This window comes from Pseudomonas sp. Pseusp16 (assembly GCF_047324915.1).
GTDB classification, from domain to species: Bacteria; Pseudomonadota; Gammaproteobacteria; order Pseudomonadales; family Pseudomonadaceae; genus Aquipseudomonas; species Aquipseudomonas fluorescens_CD.
The window spans coordinates 697,326-720,652 of sequence record NZ_CP168522.1 but is presented as its reverse complement, the minus strand read 5'-3'; the positions used below and the strand labels follow the sequence as shown (position 1 = coordinate 720,652).

Below are 23,327 nucleotides of genomic sequence, written 5' to 3'. Positions count from 1 at the left end.
TTGGGTTGCTGTTGCCAACATAAAATCAAAAACAGGAGTAAGACTTTGCGCACAACTACCCTTCGCGCGATTCATTCCATGGCCCTGATACCGGTGCTCGGCGCCCTGGCGGCACCGGCCATGGCGATCCAGGTCACCGACAACCTCGACCTTGGCGGTGCCGTCCGCGCCCGCTGGGACTACGACCCGGACCGCGACATCCAGAAGTTCGGCCTCGACACCGTGTTTCTCAGCGCCAAATACAACTCCGACACCTGGATCGGTGAGGCCCAGTACCGTTTCTACGGCCGTTCCTATCCCTACCAGTACACCAGGAACTATGGCGACATCCAATTCGCCAAGTACGCGTGGGCCGGCTACAAGTTCAACCCCGACCAGCAGGTGCAAGTGGGCCTGAACACGGTGCCGTTCGGTTTGCAGCCGTACTTCGGCAGCACCTTCTACGAAACCCTGGGCAACGTCATCGGCCTGGAAGATGTGCAACAGGTCGGCGCCAAGTACATCCAGCAAAGCGGTGACTGGAACATCCAGGCCGGTTACTACCTGCGCCCGGCCTGGCAAGGCAAAGGCACCAGCAACGGCGTCACCTACTCCAGCGTGGTGTCGGAGGCCGACAGCTATGTGGCCGACGGCAGCGACAACCAGGAACGCAATACCGTGGTGCTGCGCGTGGCCAAGGCGCTGGACCTGGGGCCATGGAAGTCCGAGGTCGGTGTTTCCGGCCTGACGTCGAGCATCCAGAACAGGGACACCGATAACGACGGCCGGCGCAATGCCGTGGCCGTGCACTACCTGGGCAAGAACGGCCCCTGGGGCGTGCAGTTGCAGGCAGCGCGGCAGCAGATGTCACCGCGCAACCCCGGCACTGATGAACTGGTGACCCTCGGCGGTTACGACGGCACCTACAACGTCGCCAGCCGCGGCAACCTGTACGTGGCGGACGTCAGCTATGACGTGGCCGGCAAGTACCTGTTCGACCAGGTCAGCGGGGTCAAGCTCTATGCCAACTACAGCGCCTTCGACAAATCCGCCGATGACTTCAAGACCTCCCAGCGGATGATCCTCGGCACCTCGTTCGCGGTCAGCAAATTGTGGGTCTACACCGAATGGCTGTTCGGCAAGAACGATCCGTACATTGGCGGCAGCAGCTATACCCAGAGCCTCGGGGCGGGTGGGACTGATCAGTGGGAGAACCAGTTGTACGTGAACATCGGCTACTACTTCTGATCCGGAATTTTTGGCGTCCTTGAGGACGCTTTCGCGGGCAAGCCCGCTCCCACAGGGATTTGTGGGAGCGGGCTTGCCCGCGAAGGCGTCAGCCCAAACAACACTTGCATCGGCTCGTTGCCAATAGTCAGATAGGCGCTACAAAACATCCTCGCAAATGAGCCCCCTCCCATGCGTCAACTGCCCTCGCTCAACATGCTGCGTGTCTTTGAAGAAGTCGCGCGGCATCGCAGTTTCAGCCAGGCGGCCCTGGGATTGAACGTCACCCAGGGCGCCGTCAGCCGGCAGATCAAACAGCTTGAAGATTATCTCGGCGTCGCGCTGTTCGTCCGCACGCCCCAGGGCCTGACCCTGACCGAAACCGGCACCGCCCTCTCGCCGCATCTGGCGCAAGCCTTCGACCATATCGAACGCGCCCTGCAAGCCGTACGGGTGCCCAATCTGCGCCAACGCCTGCGCATCGTCGCGCCGCCCACCTGGGCCACACGCTGGCTGTCGGCACACCTGCGCGCATTCGTGCAACGTTATCCCGATATCAGCCTGAGCGTGACCAACCAGATGGGCAATGAGAGCCTCGCGGAGATCGATTGCCACATCCGCTTCGGCCTTGAGGCGGCCAGTCATTGCAGCAGCCAGCTACTGGTGATGGAACGGCACATCGCCGTGGCCAGCCCGGAGCTGTTCAACGGTGACCAGCCGCCGGACCTGCGGCAGTTTCCATTGCTGCACATCCTGCACGACGGCAAACGCTTGAAGGTCTGGGAAAATTGGCTGGCGGCCATGGGCCGCAACGATGTCGATGCCGGGCAAGGGCTGGAATTCAGCACCCTGGACCAGGTGATCCACACCGCACTGGCGGGCGGCGGGCTGGCGGTGATCGACCGGCAGATGATCGAAAAGGAACTGGCCAATGGCAGCCTGCTGCCGATCACCCCGGTGGAAGTGGTCGGGCCGTATGGCTATTGGCTGGATGTGGCGAACGACAAGCAGGGCCTGTCGAAGGTACGGTTGTTTACCGAGTGGTTGGGGTTGGTCAGCAACCCTTAAGTCACCGACATTCCCCTTGTGGGAGCGGGCTTGCTCGCGAAAGCGGTGTGCCAGCCAACATCAATAGCGACTGACACGACGCCTTCGCGAGCAAGCCCGCTCCCACATTTGGATCTGCAACAGTCAGTCAGACCGGCGCTGCCACTTTCACCGCCACCGGCGATTGACCCTCAACCGGACTCTGCGCCTTGCACGCCTGGCTCAAGGTCAACGACTTGGTCTCCGGTGCCCACGCCCACGAAAGCAACGCACCGATGGCCAGGATCGCCGCGAGAATGCCCATGGTCGGGCTCAAACCGATCCCCGCCACGCTCACCGGCAACAGGAAGGTGCTGATCGCCGAACCCAGGCGACTCACCGCCGTGGCCAGGCCGATACCGCTGGCACGCACTTCGGTCGGGAAGCTCTCGGCCGGGAACACGCCCACCAGGTTGCTCACCGCCGACAGCACCAGGGTGAACACGCCGAACACCAGCACCATCAGCCATGCCGCGCTACCCGGCAACACCGCCAGCAGGAACAACGCTACCGCCAGAATGATGAACGAGTTGATCAGGAACCCGCGCCGGGTGAACTTGATGGTGCACCAGATGCCGATCAGCGCGCCGAGGATCAGCAACATGTTCAACATCAGTTCGGTGCCGAAGCCTTCGGCCAGGCCCATTTTCTGCAGGATCGACGGCAGGAAGGTGTAGATGGCGAAGTACGGCATCACGATGCACACGAAGAACAGGCAGTTGAACGCCGTGCGCTTGCGGTATTCACGGCTGAACAGCACGGCGTAACCGGAGCGGATTTCGCTGGACGGGGTTTCGTCGAGTTCGACGTGGTCGCCCAGGTGTTTCTTGACGATGGCGCGGGCCTCGGCGATGCGGCCCTGATTGACCAGCCAGCGGGGCGATTCCGGGGTGCCGATACGGGCAATCAGGATCAGTGCCGCCGGGATCGCCGACGAAGCCAGCATCCAGCGCCAGGCATCGTCGCCGAGGCTGAGCATGGCGGTGCCGACGAAGGTCGCGGCGACGTAGCCAAACGTCCAGATCACGCTGAACGAGCCGAGCAACACACCACGGTGCTTTCTCGGTGCGAACTCAGCGAGCATGGCGTGGCCGACACTGAAGTCACCGCCCAGGCCGATGCCGATCAGCACCCGGCACAGGAACAGCGCCATCGCCGATTCCACGTAGAACTGCATCACCGAAGCGACGGTGATCAGGATGAAACTGACCAGGAAGATTTTCTGCCGGCCGACCTTGTCGGAAATCCAGCCGAAGAACAGGCTGCCGAGAAACAGGCCGATCAGGGCCGAAGCGCCGATCAGGCCCTGCCAGAATGCATCCAGTTGCATCTGCGGGCTCAGCAGGGTGAAGGCGATACCGATCAGGCCGAGGATGTAGCCGTCGGTGAAGTGTGCGCCGAAGGTCAGGCCGGCGATCTTGATGTGAAAGCGGCCGATGGGCAGGTCATCGATTTTTACCGGTGTTACGGACATGTTCGTCTCCAGTTGTTGTTATTGATGGAGAAATGAAACGTGTATCCCTGTAGGAGCGAGCTTGCTCGCGATGGACTTCAGGGCACCGCGGGGTGTCAGGCTCCCAGCGTTATCGTTGACGTCCATCGCGAGCAGGCTCGCTCCTACAGGGGGGCGGCGTGGCGCTTACAGACCACCCATCAACAGGTATTTGAGTTCCAGGTAGTCATCCAGACCGTACTTCGATCCTTCGCGACCCAGGCCCGATTCCTTGATGCCGCCGAACGGCGCCACTTCCGTGGAAATGATCCCTTCGTTGATCCCGACCATGCCGGCTTCCAGGCCTTCGGCCATGCGCCAGACGCGGCCGATGTCGCGGCTGTAGAAGTAGGCCGACAAACCGAACGGCGTGTCGTTGGCCTTTTGCAGCACCTCGGCTTCGTCCTTGAAGCGGAAGCAGGCAGCCACCGGACCAAAGGTTTCATCCTGGGCGATCAGCATCTCGCTGTTGGCTTCGGCGAGGATGGTCGGTTCGTAGAACGTGCCGCCCAGCGCATGACGACGGCCGCCGCACAAGACTTTGGCGCCCTTCTCCACCGCGTCGCTCACGTGCAGTTCGACCTTGGCCAGCGCAGCGCTGTTGATCAGCGGACCTTGTTCGGTTTCGCCGTCCAGGGCGCTGCCGACACGCATGGCCGCTACGGCTTCAGCGAGTTTGCCGGTAAAGGCTTCGTACACGCCGTCCTGAATGAAGAAGCGGTTTACACAGACGCAGGTTTGCCCGGTGTTGCGGAACTTCGAAGCCATTGCGCCTTTCACCGCCGCATCCAGATCGGCATCGTCGAACACAATGAACGGCGCGTTGCCGCCCAGTTCCAGAGAGACCTTTTTCAAGGTGTCGGCGGCCTGGCGCATCAGCAATTTGCCGGTGCGGGTCGAGCCGGTGAACGACAGTTTTCGCACAACGCTGGACGCTTGCAGCGCGCCGCCAATCGCCACCGCATCGCCGGAAACGATGTTGAACACCCCGGCCGGAATCCCGGCCTGCTCGGCCAGCACCGCCAACGCAAAGGCCGACAACGGGGTTTCTTCCGAGGGTTTGAGGATCATCGTGCAACCGGCGGCCAGCGCCGGGCCGACCTTGCGGGTGACCATGGCCAACGGGAAGTTCCACGGGGTGATCGCCGCCACCACGCCGATGGCTTCCTTGACCACGATGATCCGCGCATCGGCCTTGTGGCTGGGGATCACGTCGCCGTAGGCACGCTTGGCTTCCTCGCCGAACCACTCCAGGAAGCTTGCGGCGTAGACCACTTCGCCCATGGCTTCGGCCAGTGGCTTGCCTTGTTCGCGACTGAGCAGCGTGGCCAGGTCCTTCTGGTTGCTCAGCATCAGTTCGCTCCAGCGCTTGAGGCGCTGGCTGCGTTCCTTGGCGGTCAGCTTGCGCCACGCTGGCAATGCACGGTTGGCGGCTTCGATAGCCAAATCAGTTTCTTCAGCGCCGGCCTTTTGCACCTCGGCGATCAGCTCTCCGTTGGCCGGGTTCAGCACCGGGTACGTGGCGCCACCGCTGGACCATTGGCCATCGATGAAGTTGCCGTGACGGATCAACGCGCTCATGCCACGGCCTCGGTCAGGTTGAAGCGCTCAAGGCCCGGACGGGCGGTACGCAGGATTCGTTTGCCGGCGGTGTAATCGTTGATCACGTCACACGGCGTGTAATTGCGTTCCAGCTCGTGCAGCTCTTCAGCATCGAGTTTGGTCTCCAGCGCTGCGAGGGCGCTGTCGAACTGTTCGGTGGTGTCGGCGCCGACCAGCATGCAATCCACGCCCGGATGGTTGGCCACCCACGCCTGGGCGATCTGCGCATTGGACACACCGCGGGCACGGGCCACGCGTTGCACCGAATGGGCAATTTCGAACGAGGCTTCGTCGCTGTACATCTGCTGGGTGAAGAAGTCGGTCTGATTGCGGGTCGATTGTGCGTCCCCCGTCAACAGGCCTCGCGCCAACGGGCTGAACACCGAGACACCGAGGCCCTGGTCGCGGCAGAACGGGATCATCTCGCGTTCTTCTTCGCGGTAGGCGCAGTTCAATTGCAGCTGCATGTTGATCGGCTTGACCCAGCCATTGCGCTCGCAGGCCATGAGGATCTTTGCCAACTGCCCGGTGAGCATGGTCGACACGCCGATATAGCGGGCCTTGCCGGAGCGCACGATGTCGTTCATGGCGCTCATGGTTTCTTCGACCGGGGTGTTCACGTCGAAGTAATGCAGCATGAAAACGTCGACGTAATCCATGTCCAGGCGCTTCAGTGAAGCATCGATGCTGTCCATGATGTGCTTGCGCGAGTGGCCGCTGGCGTTGATGCCGGAGCGGGTGCCGTAACCGACCTTGGTGGTGATCACCAGGTCTTCGCGACGGGCCAGGCGCTTGACGATGCGCCCCACCACTTCCTCGCCGACACCTGCGGAATAGAAGTCCGCCAGGTCGATGAAGTTCACGCCGTTATCCAGGGCGTGCCTGACGATCGGTTCGCTTTTCTTCTCATCGAAGATCCACGGTTTCCAGTCCGGGGTGCCCATGTTCATGGTGCCCAGGCACAGGCGGGAGACTTCAAGGCCGGAGTTGCCCAAACGGATGTATTGCATGGCGCGGACCTCAGGCTTTTGGCGTGTAGAAAGGGTTGCTGATGTGATTGACCACATCGGCCAGTTGCGCGGTTTCCGGCTTGCCGGTCAGGGCGGCGCGGATCGCGGTGCGGCAGGCGTTGTAGTTGTGCAGGTACACGGCGTCGAGGTCGTCGCAGGCCGGGTTGACCCAGTTGGCCGTCACGATGGCCCACTCGTCCTCGGCTTCCGGCGGCAGGGTGCCGTCGAGCAGCGCTTCGAGAACCGCCTTGGCGATGCCGGCCTGGGACGCGCCCCAGGTGGCGTTGCCGTGCAGGTCGCTGCTGATCGCGGCCTTGTTCACATACAGGGTCATCGGCTTGACCGGGATGTTCGGCTGGGCGATCACCATGAACGGGCAGTGTCCCTGGCTTGGCGAGGCCAGGCTGTTGGCGAACGCCTGCCCTGCCGGGCCGTTGCGCGGGCCGATCAGGATGTTGATGTGTGCGGCGTTCACGCCCGGGCCTTCGAAACCTTCACCGATGTACAGGTCGAGTTCTTTCATGATCATTACTCTTGGGGACGCAGAGGGATGTGTTTGGGTGTTCAGCAGCGCACGCAGGCACAGGGCCTGGCGTGGCAAATGTTCGGGTTCGAAGAGCGCAACAGGACGTTGGCGAAGACGCGGCAGTGATGATGAGTCATGGTTGCAAACGCTCTTTTTTGTTGTTGATGAGCTGGTTTGCGATTTTTTAACACCGGGGGTTGGCGGGGCTGTAACCATTAAAAGTCATGCGGGTATGACTTCAAGTCATACCCCTGCACAACACGACCCCCTGTAGGAGCGAGCTTGCTCGCGATGGAGTGTCAGTCGATGACGGGCTGACTGATACACCATCGCGAGCAAGCTCGCTCCTACAATGGATCGCGGTTGTCTGGACTTACTGCGACATTTCGCTTTTTTTCATCGCATCCTTGGACATCGCATCTTTTTTCATCGTGTCCTTGGACATTGCATCCTTGGACATGCTGTCTTTGGACATCGAGTCGGTCTTCTTCATCGCGTCTTTTTTCATCGCATCCTTGGACATGGCGTCCTTGGACATCGAATCCTTGCTCATGCTGTCGTTACTCATCGTATCGGCTGCAAAAACACTGGCAGCGCCAACGGCCAGGCACATGGACAGAACAACGGTGGTCAACTTTTTCATGATGAATCTCCTTGGAGCACGGGTTTGCGGACGGTGAATGTTTCGCACGTTCATCAGCTGCCACCGAACCAGTTGTAGCCCTGGTCTTCCCAGAAACCGCCGCTGTAGGTGTTGCTGACGAAAATCGCCTGAATGTGTTTGGGGTTCTTGTAGCCCAGCTTGGTGGGCATGCGCAGCTTCATCGGGAAGCCGTACTGGCGCGGCAGCACCTCGCCGTCATAAGTCAGTGTCAGCAGGGTTTGCGCATGCAGCGCAGTGGCCATGTCGATGCTGGTGTAGTAGTCGTCGGCGCATTTGAAACCGACGTACCTGGCATCGGTGTCGGCGCCGATGCGCTTGAGGAAATCGCTGAAACGCACGCCGCCCCAACGGCCGATCGCACTCCAGCCTTCGACGCAAATGTGCCGGGTGATCTGCTCGGTCTGCGCCATGGCGCGCAGTTCTTCGAGGCGCCAGCTGCGCTTGTCGGCGACCAGGCCGGTGACCTCCAGGCGATAGCTCTCCTCCTCCACCGTCGGCGCCTCGTCGATGCCGTAGAAGGCATTGAAGGGAAACGGCCGGGTAATCATCGACTCGGGATAGGTCGGCGCCATCGCGTTGGGGTTGAACAGCCAGCCCTGGACCCGATCGTTGAAGCGCGACATGGACGACAGCGCAGTCTCGACGCTGTCGTTGTCGGTGATGTTGCAGCCGGACAACATGGCCACGCCACCGAGGGTCAGGCCGCGCAGCAGGAACGAACGGCGCGAGCGGTCTTCGATTTGCGGGGCGAGGATCTTGCGGGCGTCGGTGAGGATCGAGGCCTCGTCCAGCCCGGGTACCTGAATGCGCTTTTTCATACCTGCTCCTTGCGGCCGACGATCATGGCCAACAGCGTTTTCGGAACCAGCGCGACCATCACCAGGTGCACCGCGACAAAGGCCACCAACAGCGCCATGGCGAAGAAGTGCACACGGCGCGCGCCTTCGTAACCGAACAGCAATTCACGCAACAGCGGGAACTGCACCGACTTCCACAACACCAGACCGGAGAGCACCAGCAGCGTGATGTCGACCATCACGAACAGGTAAGCGACGCGTTGCACCTGGTTGTAATGACTGAGGTCGGCGTGCCCGAGTTTTCCGCGTAACGCGGCCCACAGGTCCTGCAGCACGCCTTTGGGCGAAACCGGGAAAAACCGCCGCTTCAGGCGTCCGCTGAACAGGTTGAAGGCCAGGTAGATCAGGCCGTTGATCGCCAGGAACCACATCGCCGCGAAATGCCATTGCAGCGCGCCGCCCAGCCAGCCGCCGAGGGTGATCGCCTTGGGAAAGCTGAATTCGTAGATCGGCGAGGCGTTGTAGATGCGCCAGCCGCTGGTGACCATCACCAGCACCGCAAGGGCATTGAGCCAATGGGTCAGGCGTAGCCAGCGTGGATGACTGGACTTGGGTGAAGCAGTGGTCTGCGACATGTCCGGCTCCCGTTTGTTGTTCGTTGGGGCCGATTATGGGAGCGGGAAGATCGCCAAATCCTCACGCAGAGTTAAATTAATTGTGATAACTCGCTCCCAACGAACACCGAGAACCCTGTGGGAGCGGGCTTGCTCGCGAAGGCGCAGTGTCAGTCGCTATCAATGTTGACTGACACTGCGCTTTCGCGAGCAAGCCCGCTCCCACCCTGTTTTGTGGTGATTCACCAGTTGCGCAATTATGGTTAAATGCCGCCCCCTACAAATGACCGACCCGACCCGATGAACCCTGAAGCCCTCGCCATCCTCAACCAACAGGTGCTCACCGCCCTCGCGGCCGCCCCCGCAGAAACCCGCCGCCTGTTCCACGGCCGTGGCCGCTGCTGGCCGGGGCTGGAGCAAGTGACCGTGGACTGGTTGCAGGGCGTGGTGCTGGTGGCGTTGTTCAAGGAGCCGCAAGCGACGCAACTGGCAGACTTGAAGCAGGTGCTGATGGCGATCACCCAATCAGCGCAATGGACACAATCCGGTGCCCATACACTGCTGTTGCAGCATCGCTACCTGCTGCAAAGCACCACCGAGTGGCTGCTCGGGGACGTCATCGAGGAAATGAACATCACCGAGGGTGGCCTGAAGTACCGGGTCGACCTGGGCCGCAAACAGAACACCGGGCTGTTCCTCGACATGCGCTACGGTCGCGACTGGGTCCGCGCCAATGCCGAAGGCAAGCGGGTGTTGAACCTGTTCGCCTACACCTGCGGCTTCTCGGTGGCGGCCATCGAAGGCGGCGCGAGCCACGTGGTCAACCTCGACATGTCCAGCCCGGCCCTGAGCCGTGGTCGCGACAACCACCGCCTCAATGGCCACGACCTGAGCAAGGTGAGCTTCCTCGGCCACGACCTGTTCAAGTCCTGGGGCAAGGTGATCGGCAAGGGGCCGTACGATCTGGTGATCATCGACCCGCCGTCGTTCCAGAAAGGCAGTTTCCTGCTGACCAAGGATTACCAGCGCGTACTGCGCCGCTTGCCGGAACTGCTCAGCCCGCAAGGCACGGTTCTGGCCTGCATGAACGACCCGGCGTTTGGTGCCGACTTCCTGATCGATGGCGTGACCCGCGAAGCGCCGAGCCTGCGCTTTGAGCAGCGCCTGGAGAACCCGCCAGAGTTTCCCGATGCGGATGTGGAGTGCGGGTTGAAGGCGTTGGTGTTCAGGCTCGGAGACTGAGTCCCGCTTTTTTGTAGCCTGACTCAGATCACCGCGGCTGCAACACCAGTGCAAACAACTCGCCATGCCCGTTCACATTGAGCTTGTGATAGAGGTTGCGCCGATGCACCTTCACCGTCTCCGGGGAGATGCCCATTTTCTGGGCGATGGCCTTGCTGGAAAAACCCTGGAGAATCAGGCGCGCGGTTTCGATTTCCCGCAGCGTCAGGCGTGCGTCGAAGCGATCGAGTAACGTGGCCAGATCGCTGGCCGGCGGTTCGGCGACCGGCCCTTGCAGTGGCGTCAGATCCAGGTGTCGGCGCATCGCCGCCAATACCCAGTCACGCACGCACAGCAGGCGGCCTTGTTCCTCCAGGCTGAAGCGCACCGAACGCCCGAGGGACAGGCCGAGCACGGCGCCGTCGAGGTTCACCATGAACTGCAACTCGTCCCCACCGACCACGCGGCTGAAGTAACTCAGGTAGTACTCGCTGTGCTGGAACTGGTCGGGGGCCACCGATTCGAGGCTGTGCAAGCCGTCGGCGATGCCGGCGCAAGCGGCTTGATAGAACGGATCGAGCAGGTACATGCCGGCCCGGTAGTCCGCCAGCTCTTCCTGCTCGTCACCGTTGCCCTTGGCATCGAAATCAATCAGCAGGCGCGGCACATGGCCCGGCCGCATCAGCGCCACCAACGCGTTGTCCAGCGGCACCAGCAACCGCAGGGTGTCCACCAGTGCACGCCAGAAACCATCCCGCCCCACCGCCGTGAAGACCCGCGCCAGCCCCTGGTGCACCGGCAACTCTTTCAACAACGCGTCCACGCACTACCCCTTTTGAGTAACCCATGATGGGAATGGGTGAAGGCCACCCCGGTCGATACGCTGAAAACTCCTGAATACCACCGGCCGCAACAGGCCAGGAGTGCCGCATCATGAGTCGTCACCACTTGTATTTCAATCTGGGCTTTGGCGCCTGTCTGGCGGTGTCGCTGTCGGCGTTTGCGGTCCAAACCCCGACGGTGCACGTGTACAACTGGTACGACTACATCGGCCCCACCACTCTGCAGGACTTCAAGCGCGACACCGGGATCCAGCCGGTCTACGACACCTTCGACAGCGCCGAAGTGCTCGAGGGCAAGTTGCTCACCAGCCGCAGCGGCTACGACGTGGTGGTGGCCAGCAACTTCAGTTTGCCCACGCTGATCAAGGCCGGCGCCCTCGCCCCCTTGCCCCGTGCGCAGATGCCGGACTTCAAGAACATGGACACCGATCTGCTGGCGAAACTGGCCAACAACGATCCGGGCAACCAGTACGCCGTGCCCTACCTGTGGGGCACCAACGGCATTGGCTACAACGTCGACAAAGTGCGCGCGGTGCTGGGTGACAAGGCGCCGGTGGATTCCTGGGACCTGGTGTTCAAGGAAGAGAACCTGGCCAGGCTCGGCGAATGCGGCGTGGCCATGCTCGACTCGCCATCAGAGATGCTGCCGGTTGCCCTGCACTACCTCGGCCTGCCGCCCAACAGCACCAACCCCGAGGACTACAAGAAGGCCGAAGCCTTGCTGCTGAAGCTGCGTCCGCACATTGCCTACTTCAACTCGTCGAAGTTCATCAGCGACCTGTCCAACGGCAACATCTGCGTGGCGGTCGGCTGGTCCGGCGCGATGCTCGAAGCCAAGACCACCGCCGAGCAGGCCGGCAACGGCGTGAAGATCGCCTACAGCCTGCCGAAGGAAGGTGCGCCGGTGTGGTTCGACACACTGGTACTGCTCAAGGACGCCCCGCACCCGGAACAAGGGCTGGCCTTCATCGACTACCTGATGCGCCCCGAGGTCATCGCCCCGGTCAGCGACCACCTCAACTATCCCAACGGCAACCGCAGCGCCACGACACTGGTCGCCGAAGAGACCCGCAGCAACCCGGCCGTCTACCCGTCGGCCGAAGCCATGGCCACCTTGTTCACCCTCCAGCCCCTGCCGCCTGCGACCGAGCGCGTGCGGACGCGGATCTGGAGCAAGGTCAAGAATGGCCAGTAGACACACCACTAACCCTGTGGGAGCGGCGGTGCGGCGATCCGACTTGCTCGCGAAAGCGGTATGTCAGCCAACACTTTTGGCGACTGATACGACGCCTTCGCGAGCAAGCCCGCTCCCACAGGAACTGCAGTGCCCCACAGATTTTTTCTGCCACGACTCGAAGATGAGAAAACCATGAAACCACGTGCCCGCGACCTGAACATCCCGATCGGCCAACTGCAACCCGGCCCGCTCAATGCCATCACCGACGTTCCCGGCGTACGGGTCGGCCACAGCAATATACGAGGACGCACTGCCAATGGCCGCGACATCCTCACCGGCGTCACCGTCATCGAACCGCGCGCCGGTTCCACCAGCCAGCAACCGTGTTTTGCCGGTGTGCATGTACTCAACGGCAACGGCGATGCCACGGGGCTGGAATGGATTCGCGAAGCAGGCTTGCTGACCAGCCCTATCGCCTTCACCAATACCCACAGCCTGGGCGTGGTGCGCGATGCGCTGATCGTGATCGACCGCGAGCAGCAACCGGATGACGGGCGCCTCTACTGGAACATGCCGGTGGTGCTGGAAACCTTCGACGGCTTGCTCAACGACATCAACGGCTTTCACGTCAAACCGGAACACGTGGCTCAGGCCGTGCGTTCGGCGGCGGGTGGCCCGGTGGCCGAAGGCAATGTCGGCGGTGGCAGCGGCATGATCTGTCACGAGTTCAAGGGCGGCATCGGCACCGCGTCGCGACGGTTGAACAGCACCCAGGGCGGCTGGACAGTCGGGGCGATCGTCCAGGCCAACCACGGCATTCGCAATGAACTGCGCGTTGACGGGTATCCGGTCGGGCGCTACATGGAACAGGTCGATTCGCCGTTCCTCAAGGCATCGCTGCCCCATCCGGGCATGGGTTCGATCGTGGTCTGCCTGGCCACCGATGCGCCGTTGCTGCCGCACCAGTGCACCCGTCTGGCCCAGCGCGCCAGCCTCGGCCTGGCCCGCACTGGCGGCGGTAATGAAGACCACAGCGGCGACATTTTCATCGCCTTCGCCACCGGTAACGATCACGTGCCACCGGCCGCCTATGAGAGCAAGAAAGCGCCGACCACCCACAACCTGAGCATGGTCAACAACGACCACATCAGCGAGCTGTTCCTGGCCGCCACCGAGGCCGTGGAAGAAGCCATCATCAATGCCTTGCTCGCCGCCGACACCGCCGAAGGCAACGGGCACGCGGTACCGGGGCTGGATGCCGAGACCTTGCTCAAGGCCTTGCGTCGCGCCGGCTGGCCGGGGGATGCGACTAGCGGTACTTGAGTGAAACGCTAGGTCTTTTTAGGATGAAGTTGCGCAGTCGCTTGCTTGCTCAAGCCGCTGCGCAGGTGGTGAGTGAACTGAACCCCTACCAAGCTCACCGCCTGCTTCATGCGCATCTTGAGCCTCAATGGCTCTACTTCCTCCCCATCAAAGAGCTTTGAGGCTCTTTTTTTGCCTCTGAAAAACATCACAGCTCACTGTAGGAGCGGGCTTGCCCGCGATGGAGTGTCAGTGACACCACTCAGCCTGACACACCATCGCGAGCAAGCTCGCTCCTACAAGGGATGTTCATTGGAGTTGGGGATGCACAGTGACCGCCACGCCGCCTCGGCCAGCATGTCCCGGTACGCCTTCGGGCTGCCCTTGACCCGGCCCGACAACCAGGCGCGGCAGTAACTGTCTGCCTGGCCGACGATCAACGACGGTATCAACTCCGCCGGAAAACCACCCAGCTCGTTCCCCTGTGCGCCCAGCCATTCCAGCAACTGCTTGTTGCGTGTCTTGTTGCGGCTGGCGAGTTCGTCCTTGAACGGCCCCTTGGTGACGGAAAACCGCGCGTGGTACTGGAACCGCGCCCACTCCGGCTGGCTATCGACCCAATCCACGTAGCTGTGCACCAGCGCATGCACCCCCGTTTGTGTGGTGTGTGCCTCAGCCAGGTAGCTGTCGCGCAAGCGGGCCTGGTCGTCGAGAGCGGTAAAGAACAGCGCCGCCACCAGGCCTTCCTTGTTGCCGAAATGGTGATAGATCGCGCCGACACTGGTGTCGCATTCGGCGCGGATCATTTCGATGGTGGTGGCCTCGATCCCCTGTTCGTTGAACAGGCCGAGGGCCTTTCTGAAGATGTCGCGCTTGAGTTCGGCGCGTCGTCCGGGGTAGCAGCGTTCGAGCAGATCGGCGGTTTCCATGCTGAAAAACGGTCCAGAAAAGTCATAGGTGGAGCTGGCGGTTGCCAACGAACAAGTGGCACTAGGTTGACAGATTTCTCCTCGACAGAATACTGTTCCGTTGCAGAACATTATTCTGTTAAAGAATATTGTTCTTCAAACTGTCATCCTCAAGAGGCATCAAAATGAGTCAGTTCCTCAGCATGTTCAGCAGCGCAGGCCCGCAGGCGTTCAGCAAAATGGCCTGCCAGGTGGCGCCCTACTTCTCCACCATCAACCCGCTGGTCAAGGATTTGCGCAAAGGCAGCGCCACCGTGCACGTGCCGTTTGCCCGGGAAATCACCAATCATTTGGGTACGGTGCATGCGATTGCGATGTGCAACGCCGCCGAGCTGGCCGCCGGGATGATGACCGACGTTTCCATTCCCGCCGGCGCCCGCTGGATTCCCAAAGGCATGACCGTTGAATACCTGGCCAAGGCCAAGAGCGATGTGACGGCGGTAGCCGAGGGAGATGCCGTGGACTGGACCACCGAAGGCGACAAGATCGTGCCGGTGGACATTCACGATGCCGAGGGCAAGAAGGTGTTCACGGCGCGGATCACCATGAATGTGAAGCTGGCTTAAACGCTGAGCGAGCTCTCGCGGGCAACCAATCCCCTGTGGGAGCGGGCTTGCTCGCGAAGGCGTCGTATCAGTCGCCAAAAATGTTGGCTGACACACCGCTTTCGCGAGCAAGCCCGCTCCCACAGGGGGGGTGGTGTTTAGATGAACTCGGTCAGACCAACCGAAGTCGAGGACTACTGGCCGGTACGGCATCGTCCCCCAACCGCCCCCGCACAAATTCCTGGGCCTTGTGCGTCAACTGGTCCAGGTGCCGGTCGCGCTGTTTTTCCGCGTCGGTCATGGCCCGCTTGCCATGCTTTTGCAGCAAGTAGGTATGAATCTGCCGCACTTCCAGCGAGCTGTAGATCGACGCCACATCCAGCAGCGCCATCAAGCCATCGGTGGCGTGGTCACGGGTATTCATCAACACCTGGGTCGCACGCACGTCCACCACCTGAAAGCCCATCGCCTCGAAATACGGCACCTTGGCCACCGCGCAAGTCAGCTCGGCATGGGGATAGCGGCCGACCATTTCCCGCAGCATCCGCCGGGCCACGCCCTGGCGCCGATACTCGGCCTGCACCGCCATGTACGCCACGCCACACGCCTCGGGATCGTCCTGCACCGGCAGGTACAGCAAAAAGCCGATCACCTTTTCCGGGTCGTCTTCGTCAGTGGCAACGATCAACTCCACGGCAATGCCTTTCTCACCGTTCAACGCTTGCAGATACAGGTGCACCTCATAGCCGATCGCGTACTGATAAAGGTTGTACAGCAGGTTGCTTGGCGGGATCGCGACCATGCTGATGTCGGTCAGGTTGTCGACCACCATCTGCAGGATCTGGCTATTGACGTGCTCGGGGCACGGAGTCTTGAAGTGGCTGATCAGGGGCATTGCGGTGACAGGCTCCGGGAGGAAAAGGCGGCCTATCATAGCGCGCCTGACACCTGCGCGGTGGGGGGAACCGGGGGGTGAAGGCCCCCAACATTGAGGATTCCCCCCCACTGCGGCGCGATAACCGCCACCACAGCCATCAATCTTTTGATACAAAACGATTTTTCCTATCCCTCGGATCCACTCGCGATTGGCGCAGCTCTTGCAAAGAGCGAATTGCGAACGTCAGCCTCACCGGCGCGCCCCCGAGGAAATACAATATGAAGAGAATACCTGATCTCAAGTCGCTCGGCCTTTTCAGGAAACCGGGCATCGCCGCTGTGATGCTGATCAACATCAGCATCGGCAACGCCGCACCGCTTGATGATGTCAGCCAGCCGCCGCCAACAGATCCTTCGGCGTATACCAACCCGCCGGCCGACCCCAAGGCCGCGCTGGATGCCATACTGGCCATGCCACCCGCCTTCCAGGGCGCCATCGCCCTGCCCAATGGCGCCTTTGGCACCCGCCTCACCACGCCAACGACCGACAACGTGCTGCCGCCAGCCCTGCAGACATCCTTCAAGATCCCCACCAATGGCAAGCCCAGCCCATTGTTCGGGGCGCAGCCGTACACCCAGCAACTGCTGCTGTTCGAAGAATTCGGCACGGAAAAACTCGACCCGACACTGCCGGCACCGCCCCTGACCTTCCCGGTTCCGCTCGTCGGCCCGGCGCCCATGCAGGACCCGAACAACATCGCCCGCAGCGGTCCTTCGGCCGCGGCCCTGGAAGCCTTCATGCGCCAGCCGGGGCTGTACCCGTTTCCGTCGCAGTATTCCAACGTACTGGACCGCAACCCGTGGAAAGCGCAGATCGAAGCCTTCCTCAACCGCCATCCGGTCGGCTCGCCAGCCGAAGGTCGTCCGCCAGGAAAAGGCTGGTCGCACCAGCGCTGGAACGAGTTCTACCCGCAGGTCGCCTTCAAGACTGCTCAAGCGGGCGCCAAGCTCAATGGCGGCATGCGCGACCGTCGCCAGCTGCACAACTACGCCGTTGGTGAGTTCGGGCCTGGCGGGCTGTACTACCAGACTTCAGACCTCCCGACCACGACAGGCACCACCAAAGGCATCGACACCCGCTTCCACCCCAACATGCCGATCCAGAACCACAAGGCGCTCTGGACCTTCGACGGCACCTTTCCGCCAAAACTGCTGATGGTGCGCTACGGCCAACCGACGCTGATGCGTCACTACAACGCCCTGCCGATCGATCCGTCGGCCAACATGGGTTTTGGCCTGCACACCCTCAGCACCCACGAACACAACGGCCACACCCCGGCCGAAAGCGACGGCTTTGCCAATGCGTTTTTCTTTCCGGGGCAGTACTACGACTATCGCTGGCCAATTCAACTGGCCGGTTATGACACCATCAACACCAGCGCCCAGGATCCGCGCGCGGCGTTCCCCTGCGCCCCGGGCGAAACCCTGTTCGTCAACGATGCCACTCCGGGCCTGAAGACGTGCAACAACGGCAGCATCAAGATCCGTGGCGACTGGCGTGAAACCATGAGCACCCACTGGTTCCATGACCACATGAACGGTTTCACCGCACAGAACGTCTACAAGGGCAACGCGGTGATGATGAACTACTACAGCGCCCTGGATCGCGGTAACGAAGCCTTCGAAGACGGCGTCAACCTGCGCCTGCCCAGCGGTTCGGCGCTGCCCTGGGGCAACCGTGACTATGACGTCAACCTGATGGTGGCCGACAAGGCCTGGGACGCCAATGGCCAGCTGTGGTTCAACCCGTTCAACACCGACGGTTTCCTCGGTGATCAGATCCTGGTCAACTGGCAGTACCAGCCACGCCTGAATGTGCGCGCGCGCAGCTACCGCTTCCGCATCCTCAACGGCTCGGTGTCGCGCTACTTCAGGATCGCGCTGGTGCGTGAAGTCGCAGGCTCCGGTGGCGAATTCCCCGGCCCGGCAGGTTCCGGCGTGTCTTACACCCGCGTGCCGTTCCACATGGTCGGCAACGACGGCAACCTCATGGAACATGCCGTGCCGTTCGACGGCAGCATGGACCTGGACGGTGACGGCGACATGCAGAACCACAACGCCATCCTGCCCACCATGGGTATCGCCGAGCGTTACGACATCATCGTCAACTTCGCGAAAAACGGGATCAGCGTCGGCGACAAGCTGTACTTCGTCAACCTGATGGAGCACCAGAACGGCAAGGGTCCGGAGGCTACACTGCTGAGCCTGGCCGATGTCCTGTCCGGGAAGTACAAAGCGGTGCTCAAGCAGGGCAGCAAAGGGCTGGAATGGGACAACGGCGACCCGGGGGTGGGCAAGTTCCTGCAGCTGGTGGTCAAGCCTTATGCCGGCCAGGACGTGAGCATGAACCCCGCCGACTACGAACCCGCCAAACCGGGCAAAGCGGCCGGCAAGACCATGCTCCCGCTGACGATCAACCGCGACGATCCGGTAGTGCAGGCCAAGCTGAAGGTGGCACGCCATCGCGAGTTCATCTTCGGCCGCTCCGACGGCACCGACGACGCCCCCTGGACCATCAAGACCGACGGTGGTTTCGGCTACCCCATGGACCCTCGGATCATCAGCGCCGCTCCGCAACTGGCGAACGGCCCGACCGATGCCGGGTTCTCCGGCGACGGCACCATGGAAGTGTGGAAAATCAAGAGCGGCGGCAACGGCTGGAACCACCCTGTGCACGTGCACTTCGAAGAGGGGATCATCCTCCACCGTGACGGCAAGGCGCCACCAGAATGGGAAAAATGGGCACGCAAGGACGTCTATCGCATCGGCGAGGGCATCGACAGTTCGGTGGATGTGGAAATGGCGATCCGCTTCCGCGAATTCGCCGGGACCTACATGGAGCACTGCCACAACACCCAGCACGAGGACACCTCCATGCTGCTGCGCTGGGATATCGAGCACCCGGGCCAGTTCCAGTTGATGCCAACGCCCCTGCCTGGCTGGGACGGCGTCAACTACGTCAACTCCGCCGCGCTGCCAACCTTCCGCACTGGCGATACCCGTAACAACGACGGCGATAACAAAAATCCGATCGCCAACCCCGACAGCGCCATCAGCAACAACGGCCAACCAGTGCCCATCAACGTCCTGGCCAACGACTCCGACCCTGACGGTAACGTGCCGCTTAAAGTGGTGGGCCTGGAGCAACCGGACTCCGGCAAGGGCACGGTCAGCACCGATGGTCTGCGCGTGACCTACACACCACCGGCCACGGTCCCCGCGCCGTTCACCGCGACCTTTACCTATAAGGCCGCCGATGCCAAGGGTGCGGAGTCGGCACCGACGACGGTGTCCGTGGCGGTCTCGGCAGGTGTCGTCGAGAACCTGATCGTCACCAGCGCTACCGTCACCGCCCGCAGCAACAGCCGTTACTACTGGGTCCTGTCCGGCACCACCTCGCGTGGCACGGGCAATACCATCACGGCGACTGCCACGACCACCTCCGGTCCGGTGAGCCTTGGCACCGCCACCCTGACGCCGACGGCGACAGGCGCACGCTGGAATATAGCGGTGACCACCACCGGCAGTGGCCCGTCGCCTAACCCGACGGCGACCGTCACATCGGCCTTCGGCAAAACCGTGACGGTGCCAGTGCACTAGAGCGGATTGATCGACGCCCGGTCCATGCAATGTGGATCGGGCGTTTTTCTTTTGCGAATCGCAAGGTGGTACCGAGGTGAGGTTTACTGACTATCGGTTCTATCGGCAAAGTGCCTGGCATTTGCGCTGACGGTCACCGCTGCGGCGCCACCATCCGAAAGCGGATATTGATCTCGTTGGACACCACACTGTCCGCCCACTCGCCTTCGCCGATCTTGAAGTCGTCACGCTTGAGCACCAGCTGGCCCTCGAAAATGCCGATGGCGCTCTCCGATTTCAGCAGCACCGGTACACTCACTTCGCGAGTAAGCCCCCGCAGGGAAAGCTTGCCGGTGATGGTGTAGCGGTTATCGCCCAGGGCCTTGATGGACGTCGACTCGAAGGTCGCCACCGGATAAGTCGCGGTGTCGAACCACGCCGTTTTTTGCAGCTCGGTGTTGGCGTCGCTGCTGCCGGCGTCGATGCTCTTCAGGTAGATGGTCAGCGCGGCATGGGCGGCGCCGGGGTTATCGGTGTCGAAGTCCAGTTTGGCCTTGAACTTGCCAAAGGTGCCGTAGGCTCTCGAACCCATCTGCTCATAGGTGAAACTCAAGGTGCTGGCCCTGGCGTTCACATCCTTGTATTCCACGGCTTTAGCGAACGGCACCAGGCCGAACACCAGCGTGCCGGCCAGAACAACGCAACGCGCGGATCGAAGGTTCATGGCACTCTCCGGGAGGGCTCCCGTCTTGAGTTGGGGTGCCGCACAGGTCGGGTGGCATCAAATGACTTAAGCAAACAACCGGCGTTTATTCCACCTCACGCGGTGATTTGCGACCACCTGCCGATGGCCGTCAGCGCTACCCGCACTCCCCGCGTTGCCACGCCCGCTGCAACAGCGCGATCACCTCGGCATCCGAGGTCTGGGAAAAATCCATGTACCAATGCCCGATCGAAGTGAACCACTCGGGCATCAGCGGGCAGACCAGTTCATCCACCTCGTTGCGCAGCGCCTCCACCGTGTCGATCGGCGCCACCGGCACCGCCACCACGATGCGCAATGGCGCCTGCACCCGCAACGCCTGGATCGCAGCCCTCATCGAAGCACCGGTGGCCAGGCCGTCGTCGATCAGGATCACCACCTGATCCTTGAGCTGCACCGGCGGCCGCGTGCCGCGATAGACCTTCTCGCGGCGCAGCAACTCGCGGGTTTCCCGTTCGACCACGGCGTCGAACGCCGCGCGATCAATCGGGTGCACCCGCAGCGCCTCCTCATTGAGAATCCGGATACCGCCGCTGGCAATCGCGCCCATGGCGTACTCCGGGTGGGACGGCACACCGAGCTTGCGCACCAGCATCAGGTCCAGGCGAACCTTCAGCGCCGTAGCCACTTCATAGGCCACCGGTACACCGCCACGGGGCAAGGCCAGAACGATGACATCGGCCCGCTGGGCGTAAGGCAGCAGCGGCTCGATCAAACGCCGCCCGGCCGCCGGCCGGTCTTGCAGGATGGAATGGGACAAGGGGCTCATGTAAAAACCTCCCCAGGCGAACACGCCTGCCAACTTCCGCCAAACCTGCCTTCTGTAGCCACAGGTTTCGGTGCATAGCATTATCCGCCCCCTTCGTCCCGCCTACACCAACCGCTCAATCTTCTGATGCTGCCACACCAGTTTGTAATACAGCGTCTGCAACACCAGCATCCCCAGGTACGCCACCGGAAACGCCATCCACACCCCTTGCAGCCCGAACTTCGCATCCAGCAGATATGCCGCCGGCAACTGCACACCCACCACGCACACAATGGAAATCGCCACCGGCATCATCACCGTGCCGCTGGCACGCATGATGCCGCCGATAATCGCCTGGAAGCCGAACACCAACAGGCTCCAGAGCATGATGTGCAACAGGTGCTGAGCCATGTTCCGCGTCGCCTCCTCAGTAAGGAACGACGCCAGCAACCAATGCGACAGCAAATACCCCAGCACCACCAGGCCACCGGTCAGGCACACATTGATCATCAACCCCGTGCGCAAAATCGGCCCCATGCGCTCGATGCGCCCGGCCCCGATCGCCTGCGCCCCGAGGATCGACGCGGTAATCGCAATCGACAGCGCCGGGAACTGCACGTAATTGACGATCTGCGTCACCGCGCCATACGCCGCCGTCGCCTGGGAACCGTGCTGGTTCACCAGCGCCAGAATCACCAGTTCCGACAGCGACAACACCACCATCTGCAAGCCGGTGGGCAACCCGATGCGCAGCACCTTGCCGAGAATCGCCATGTCCAGCTTCATCGCCGCAAAGAACTCCCGGTCCGGCGCCAGCGGATGGCCCTTGCCAATCAAGCGCCACGCCAGCAACCCCATCGCCACCAGGTTACCCACCAACCCGGCAAACGCCGCACTCTGAATCCCCATCGGCGCAAAACCCAACCACCCGCGAATCAACGCCGGCGTCAGCGCCAGCCCAACAATGGTCGACACCACCAGCGCCAACAACGGCGACAAGGTATCGCTCACCCCACGCAACAACTGCGTGAACAACACAAACACCAACAGCGACGGCATGATCCACAACATCACATGGGCATACGCCACCGCATCGTCCAGCACATCCGTCGGCGTCCCCAACCCCACCAACGCCGACCGCGCAAACACACTCCCCACCACCGCCGCCACCAACCCGATCAATACCCCCAACAACAACGTCGCCCCGGCAATCGCCTTCACCAGATGCGCCTCCCGCGCACCCCACGCCTGCCCGATCAACACACCAGCCCCCGCACCGAGGCCGATGACCAGGGCGATGAAGAAAAACACGATGGGGAACATCCCCGACACCGCCGCCAGGGCCTGGGTGCCGAGCATCTGGCCGATGTAGACGCTGTTGACCGTGCCGGACATGGATTGCAGGAAGTTCGACAGGACCATCGGGGCGAGGAACAGCAGGTACGTTTGCCAGAGGGGGCGTTGGGGGGTTGCGGTTTGCATGAGCGAAGGTCCATCTCGACGGCAGGAGCGGTGATTAAGGATAGCGTTGGTGGCTGAAACCAAACGGCAGTGAACATCTCAGGTCTGTGTTTGTATTTCCAGCGACGTGATGTGAAAGGTCTGAAGTTTCATCGTCAAAGGTCCTACACAAAGCTCGGAATGCCTCACCTTCCCGCACTGATCCCGTGCGGCTTATAGTCGGCGCCGTCGCCCGTTATGGCGATTCGGGTTTGGCGACCTGACTTCAGAGAATGCGAAGGCTATCCGCTTTATTGCAGGTATCATCGCACCCGCAAAGCCGCTGTTATGGCGGCTGTGCGCGGGAGACCTTCGGGTTTGCCGGTTTTCTCTGTTGCCGGTTCGCCAACCTGCGCACAGCTGCCACCCAATCGTTTGGCGACGACTGAGTAACGGCCTTTAGCCAATCAAACAGAGATCTTCACAATGAATCGATACATGCCTCTCACCGGGATTGACCTGGTTCCGGCCTCCCTGCTCATTGATACCGAAGCTCCACTCGACGTTCTGCAAGCCATGGCGGATTACCGTATTCGTGCGGCTACGCAGGTGTTGGAGAATATTGCCTTCCGGGCTGAGATTGGTTGCGACACGGTGGTGCTTTCCGACTTTTCTAAACTACTGGCCATTCCGTTGAGGGATGGTTGTGATTTGATGGATGTGATTGGGCGGCGATTGCGGGCACAGGCGGCGGAGTGAATGAACGGGCGCTGAAGGCGCCCGTTTTTTTAACAAAAATATACACTATT

The 23,327-nt window shown here is 61.7% G+C and carries 21 protein-coding genes; 8 read left to right on the top strand and 13 right to left on the bottom strand.

Features of this window, described 5'->3' with window-relative positions:
* Nucleotides 1-78 precede the first annotated feature (78 nt).
* Entirely contained in the window at nucleotides 79-1,227 is a 1,149-nt protein-coding gene (locus tag ACEN8Q_RS03090; protein ID WP_413705465.1) for a hypothetical protein, read from the top strand.
* Nucleotides 1,228-1,398: 171 nt separating this feature from the next.
* Nucleotides 1,399-2,274 carry a LysR substrate-binding domain-containing protein gene (locus ACEN8Q_RS03085; RefSeq protein ID WP_413428925.1) on the top strand — a complete coding sequence of 292 codons (876 nt, stop codon included), beginning with the start codon at nucleotides 1,399-1,401 and terminating at the stop codon, nucleotides 2,272-2,274.
* A gap of 127 nt (nucleotides 2,275-2,401) precedes the next feature.
* Here the strand turns inward: ACEN8Q_RS03085 and ACEN8Q_RS03080 are convergent, their stop codons facing one another.
* The 7 genes from ACEN8Q_RS03080 to ACEN8Q_RS03050 all read right to left on the bottom strand — a co-directional run bounded on the left by ACEN8Q_RS03080 (nucleotide 2,402) and on the right by ACEN8Q_RS03050 (nucleotide 9,018).
* Nucleotides 2,402-3,766 (bottom strand): MFS transporter, encoded by a 1,365-nt coding sequence (locus tag ACEN8Q_RS03080; RefSeq protein ID WP_413704481.1) that lies wholly within the window; start codon nucleotides 3,764-3,766, stop codon nucleotides 2,402-2,404.
* A gap of 165 nt (nucleotides 3,767-3,931) precedes the next feature.
* Nucleotides 3,932-5,365, bottom strand: coding sequence for an NAD-dependent succinate-semialdehyde dehydrogenase (locus ACEN8Q_RS03075; protein WP_413428799.1), 1,434 nt, complete (start codon nucleotides 5,363-5,365; stop codon nucleotides 3,932-3,934).
* Nucleotides 5,362-6,396, bottom strand: coding sequence for an aldo/keto reductase (locus ACEN8Q_RS03070; protein ID WP_413428798.1), 1,035 nt, complete (start codon nucleotides 6,394-6,396; stop codon nucleotides 5,362-5,364). Before ACEN8Q_RS03070 ends, ACEN8Q_RS03075 begins: the two co-directional genes overlap by 4 nt.
* 10 nt (nucleotides 6,397-6,406) lie before the next feature.
* Nucleotides 6,407-6,919 (bottom strand): formaldehyde-activating enzyme, encoded by a 513-nt coding sequence (gene fae, locus ACEN8Q_RS03065; RefSeq protein ID WP_413704480.1) that lies wholly within the window; start codon nucleotides 6,917-6,919, stop codon nucleotides 6,407-6,409.
* Between the two features lie 376 nt (nucleotides 6,920-7,295).
* Nucleotides 7,296-7,565 (bottom strand): pentapeptide MXKDX repeat protein, encoded by a 270-nt coding sequence (locus ACEN8Q_RS03060; RefSeq protein ID WP_413704479.1) that lies wholly within the window; start codon nucleotides 7,563-7,565, stop codon nucleotides 7,296-7,298.
* Between the two features lie 53 nt (nucleotides 7,566-7,618).
* A complete protein-coding gene (locus tag ACEN8Q_RS03055; protein WP_413704478.1) occupies nucleotides 7,619-8,404 on the bottom strand; it encodes a molybdopterin-dependent oxidoreductase in 786 nt (261 codons plus the stop codon).
* A complete protein-coding gene (locus ACEN8Q_RS03050) occupies nucleotides 8,401-9,018 on the bottom strand; it encodes a cytochrome b/b6 domain-containing protein (RefSeq protein WP_413428795.1) in 618 nt (205 codons plus the stop codon). Before ACEN8Q_RS03050 ends, ACEN8Q_RS03055 begins: the two co-directional genes overlap by 4 nt.
* Before the next feature lie 279 nt (nucleotides 9,019-9,297).
* Between ACEN8Q_RS03050 and ACEN8Q_RS03045 the strand changes: the two genes are divergently transcribed.
* On the top strand, nucleotides 9,298-10,239 hold the full coding sequence (locus ACEN8Q_RS03045; protein WP_413427510.1) for a class I SAM-dependent methyltransferase: 942 nt from the start codon (nucleotides 9,298-9,300) through the stop codon (nucleotides 10,237-10,239).
* Between the two features lie 28 nt (nucleotides 10,240-10,267).
* Here the strand turns inward: ACEN8Q_RS03045 and ACEN8Q_RS03040 are convergent, their stop codons facing one another.
* Nucleotides 10,268-11,041, bottom strand: coding sequence for a helix-turn-helix transcriptional regulator (locus ACEN8Q_RS03040; protein ID WP_413427511.1), 774 nt, complete (start codon nucleotides 11,039-11,041; stop codon nucleotides 10,268-10,270).
* Between the two features lie 110 nt (nucleotides 11,042-11,151).
* Here ACEN8Q_RS03040 and ACEN8Q_RS03035 point away from each other — a divergent pair, with 110 nt between their 5' ends.
* Together ACEN8Q_RS03035 and ACEN8Q_RS03030 are read left to right on the top strand one after the other, a co-directional pair.
* The gene (locus ACEN8Q_RS03035) at nucleotides 11,152-12,255 is read left to right on the top strand and encodes an extracellular solute-binding protein (protein ID WP_413704477.1); all 1,104 of its coding nucleotides are present in this window, start codon (nucleotides 11,152-11,154) and stop codon (nucleotides 12,253-12,255) included.
* Between the two features lie 174 nt (nucleotides 12,256-12,429).
* Nucleotides 12,430-13,560, top strand: coding sequence for a P1 family peptidase (locus ACEN8Q_RS03030; RefSeq protein WP_413427513.1), 1,131 nt, complete (start codon nucleotides 12,430-12,432; stop codon nucleotides 13,558-13,560).
* A 275-nt stretch (nucleotides 13,561-13,835) separates the two neighbouring features.
* On the opposite strand, the gene ACEN8Q_RS03025 is transcribed toward ACEN8Q_RS03030, so the two are convergent.
* Nucleotides 13,836-14,468: a TetR/AcrR family transcriptional regulator gene (locus ACEN8Q_RS03025; RefSeq protein WP_413427514.1), complete on the bottom strand. Its 633-nt coding sequence runs from the start codon at nucleotides 14,466-14,468 to the stop codon at nucleotides 13,836-13,838.
* A 164-nt stretch (nucleotides 14,469-14,632) separates the two neighbouring features.
* On the opposite strand from ACEN8Q_RS03025, the gene ACEN8Q_RS03020 reads away from it, so the two are divergent.
* The gene (locus ACEN8Q_RS03020; protein ID WP_413427515.1) at nucleotides 14,633-15,073 is read left to right on the top strand and encodes a hotdog fold domain-containing protein; all 441 of its coding nucleotides are present in this window, start codon (nucleotides 14,633-14,635) and stop codon (nucleotides 15,071-15,073) included.
* A gap of 151 nt (nucleotides 15,074-15,224) precedes the next feature.
* Here ACEN8Q_RS03020 and ACEN8Q_RS03015 read toward each other — a convergent pair whose 3' ends face one another.
* Nucleotides 15,225-15,947 carry a GNAT family N-acetyltransferase gene (locus ACEN8Q_RS03015; RefSeq protein WP_413704476.1) on the bottom strand — a complete coding sequence of 241 codons (723 nt, stop codon included), beginning with the start codon at nucleotides 15,945-15,947 and terminating at the stop codon, nucleotides 15,225-15,227.
* A 260-nt stretch (nucleotides 15,948-16,207) separates the two neighbouring features.
* On the opposite strand from ACEN8Q_RS03015, the gene ACEN8Q_RS03010 reads away from it, so the two are divergent.
* Nucleotides 16,208-19,588, top strand: a complete 3,381-nt coding sequence (locus ACEN8Q_RS03010; RefSeq protein ID WP_413704475.1) for an Ig-like domain-containing protein — start codon at nucleotides 16,208-16,210, stop codon at nucleotides 19,586-19,588.
* Nucleotides 19,589-19,721: 133 nt separating this feature from the next.
* Here the strand turns inward: ACEN8Q_RS03010 and ACEN8Q_RS03005 are convergent, their stop codons facing one another.
* The 3 genes from ACEN8Q_RS03005 to ACEN8Q_RS02995 all read right to left on the bottom strand — a co-directional run bounded on the left by ACEN8Q_RS03005 (nucleotide 19,722) and on the right by ACEN8Q_RS02995 (nucleotide 22,560).
* Nucleotides 19,722-20,291: a YceI family protein gene (locus ACEN8Q_RS03005; RefSeq protein ID WP_413704474.1), complete on the bottom strand. Its 570-nt coding sequence runs from the start codon at nucleotides 20,289-20,291 to the stop codon at nucleotides 19,722-19,724.
* A gap of 136 nt (nucleotides 20,292-20,427) precedes the next feature.
* Entirely contained in the window at nucleotides 20,428-21,099 is a 672-nt protein-coding gene (locus ACEN8Q_RS03000; RefSeq protein WP_413704473.1) for a phosphoribosyltransferase, read from the bottom strand.
* A 102-nt stretch (nucleotides 21,100-21,201) separates the two neighbouring features.
* Nucleotides 21,202-22,560, bottom strand: a complete 1,359-nt coding sequence (locus tag ACEN8Q_RS02995) for an MATE family efflux transporter (protein ID WP_413427520.1) — start codon at nucleotides 22,558-22,560, stop codon at nucleotides 21,202-21,204.
* Nucleotides 22,561-23,004: 444 nt separating this feature from the next.
* On the opposite strand from ACEN8Q_RS02995, the gene ACEN8Q_RS02990 reads away from it, so the two are divergent.
* Nucleotides 23,005-23,277 carry a hypothetical protein gene (locus tag ACEN8Q_RS02990; RefSeq protein ID WP_413704472.1) on the top strand — a complete coding sequence of 91 codons (273 nt, stop codon included), beginning with the start codon at nucleotides 23,005-23,007 and terminating at the stop codon, nucleotides 23,275-23,277.
* Nucleotides 23,278-23,327: the final 50 nt, after the last annotated feature.

Excerpts from the sequence above, each read along its gene's own strand:
- ACEN8Q_RS03090 (WP_413705465.1), top strand. The coding sequence starts at position 79 with ATGGCCCTGATACCGGTGCTCGGCGCCCTGGCGGCACCGGCCATGGCG.
- ACEN8Q_RS03085 (WP_413428925.1), top strand. The coding sequence starts at position 1,399 with ATGCGTCAACTGCCCTCGCTCAACATGCTGCGTGTCTTTGAAGAAGTC.
- ACEN8Q_RS03080 (WP_413704481.1), bottom strand. The coding sequence starts at position 3,766 with ATGTCCGTAACACCGGTAAAAATCGATGACCTGCCCATCGGCCGCTTT.
- ACEN8Q_RS03075 (WP_413428799.1), bottom strand. The coding sequence starts at position 5,365 with ATGAGCGCGTTGATCCGTCACGGCAACTTCATCGATGGCCAATGGTCC.
- ACEN8Q_RS03070 (WP_413428798.1), bottom strand. The coding sequence starts at position 6,396 with ATGCAATACATCCGTTTGGGCAACTCCGGCCTTGAAGTCTCCCGCCTG.
- fae (WP_413704480.1), bottom strand. The coding sequence starts at position 6,919 with ATGAAAGAACTCGACCTGTACATCGGTGAAGGTTTCGAAGGCCCGGGC.
- ACEN8Q_RS03060 (WP_413704479.1), bottom strand. The coding sequence starts at position 7,565 with ATGAAAAAGTTGACCACCGTTGTTCTGTCCATGTGCCTGGCCGTTGGC.
- ACEN8Q_RS03055 (WP_413704478.1), bottom strand. The coding sequence starts at position 8,404 with ATGAAAAAGCGCATTCAGGTACCCGGGCTGGACGAGGCCTCGATCCTC.
- ACEN8Q_RS03050 (WP_413428795.1), bottom strand. The coding sequence starts at position 9,018 with ATGTCGCAGACCACTGCTTCACCCAAGTCCAGTCATCCACGCTGGCTA.
- ACEN8Q_RS03045 (WP_413427510.1), top strand. The coding sequence starts at position 9,298 with ATGAACCCTGAAGCCCTCGCCATCCTCAACCAACAGGTGCTCACCGCC.
- ACEN8Q_RS03035 (WP_413704477.1), top strand. The coding sequence starts at position 11,152 with ATGAGTCGTCACCACTTGTATTTCAATCTGGGCTTTGGCGCCTGTCTG.
- ACEN8Q_RS03030 (WP_413427513.1), top strand. The coding sequence starts at position 12,430 with ATGAAACCACGTGCCCGCGACCTGAACATCCCGATCGGCCAACTGCAA.
- ACEN8Q_RS03025 (WP_413427514.1), bottom strand. The coding sequence starts at position 14,468 with ATGGAAACCGCCGATCTGCTCGAACGCTGCTACCCCGGACGACGCGCC.
- ACEN8Q_RS03020 (WP_413427515.1), top strand. The coding sequence starts at position 14,633 with ATGAGTCAGTTCCTCAGCATGTTCAGCAGCGCAGGCCCGCAGGCGTTC.
- ACEN8Q_RS03015 (WP_413704476.1), bottom strand. The coding sequence starts at position 15,947 with ATGCCCCTGATCAGCCACTTCAAGACTCCGTGCCCCGAGCACGTCAAT.
- ACEN8Q_RS03010 (WP_413704475.1), top strand. The coding sequence starts at position 16,208 with ATGAAGAGAATACCTGATCTCAAGTCGCTCGGCCTTTTCAGGAAACCG.
- ACEN8Q_RS03005 (WP_413704474.1), bottom strand. The coding sequence starts at position 20,291 with ATGAACCTTCGATCCGCGCGTTGCGTTGTTCTGGCCGGCACGCTGGTG.
- ACEN8Q_RS03000 (WP_413704473.1), bottom strand. The coding sequence starts at position 21,099 with ATGAGCCCCTTGTCCCATTCCATCCTGCAAGACCGGCCGGCGGCCGGG.
- ACEN8Q_RS02995 (WP_413427520.1), bottom strand. The coding sequence starts at position 22,560 with ATGCAAACCGCAACCCCCCAACGCCCCCTCTGGCAAACGTACCTGCTG.
- ACEN8Q_RS02990 (WP_413704472.1), top strand. The coding sequence starts at position 23,005 with ATGAATCGATACATGCCTCTCACCGGGATTGACCTGGTTCCGGCCTCC.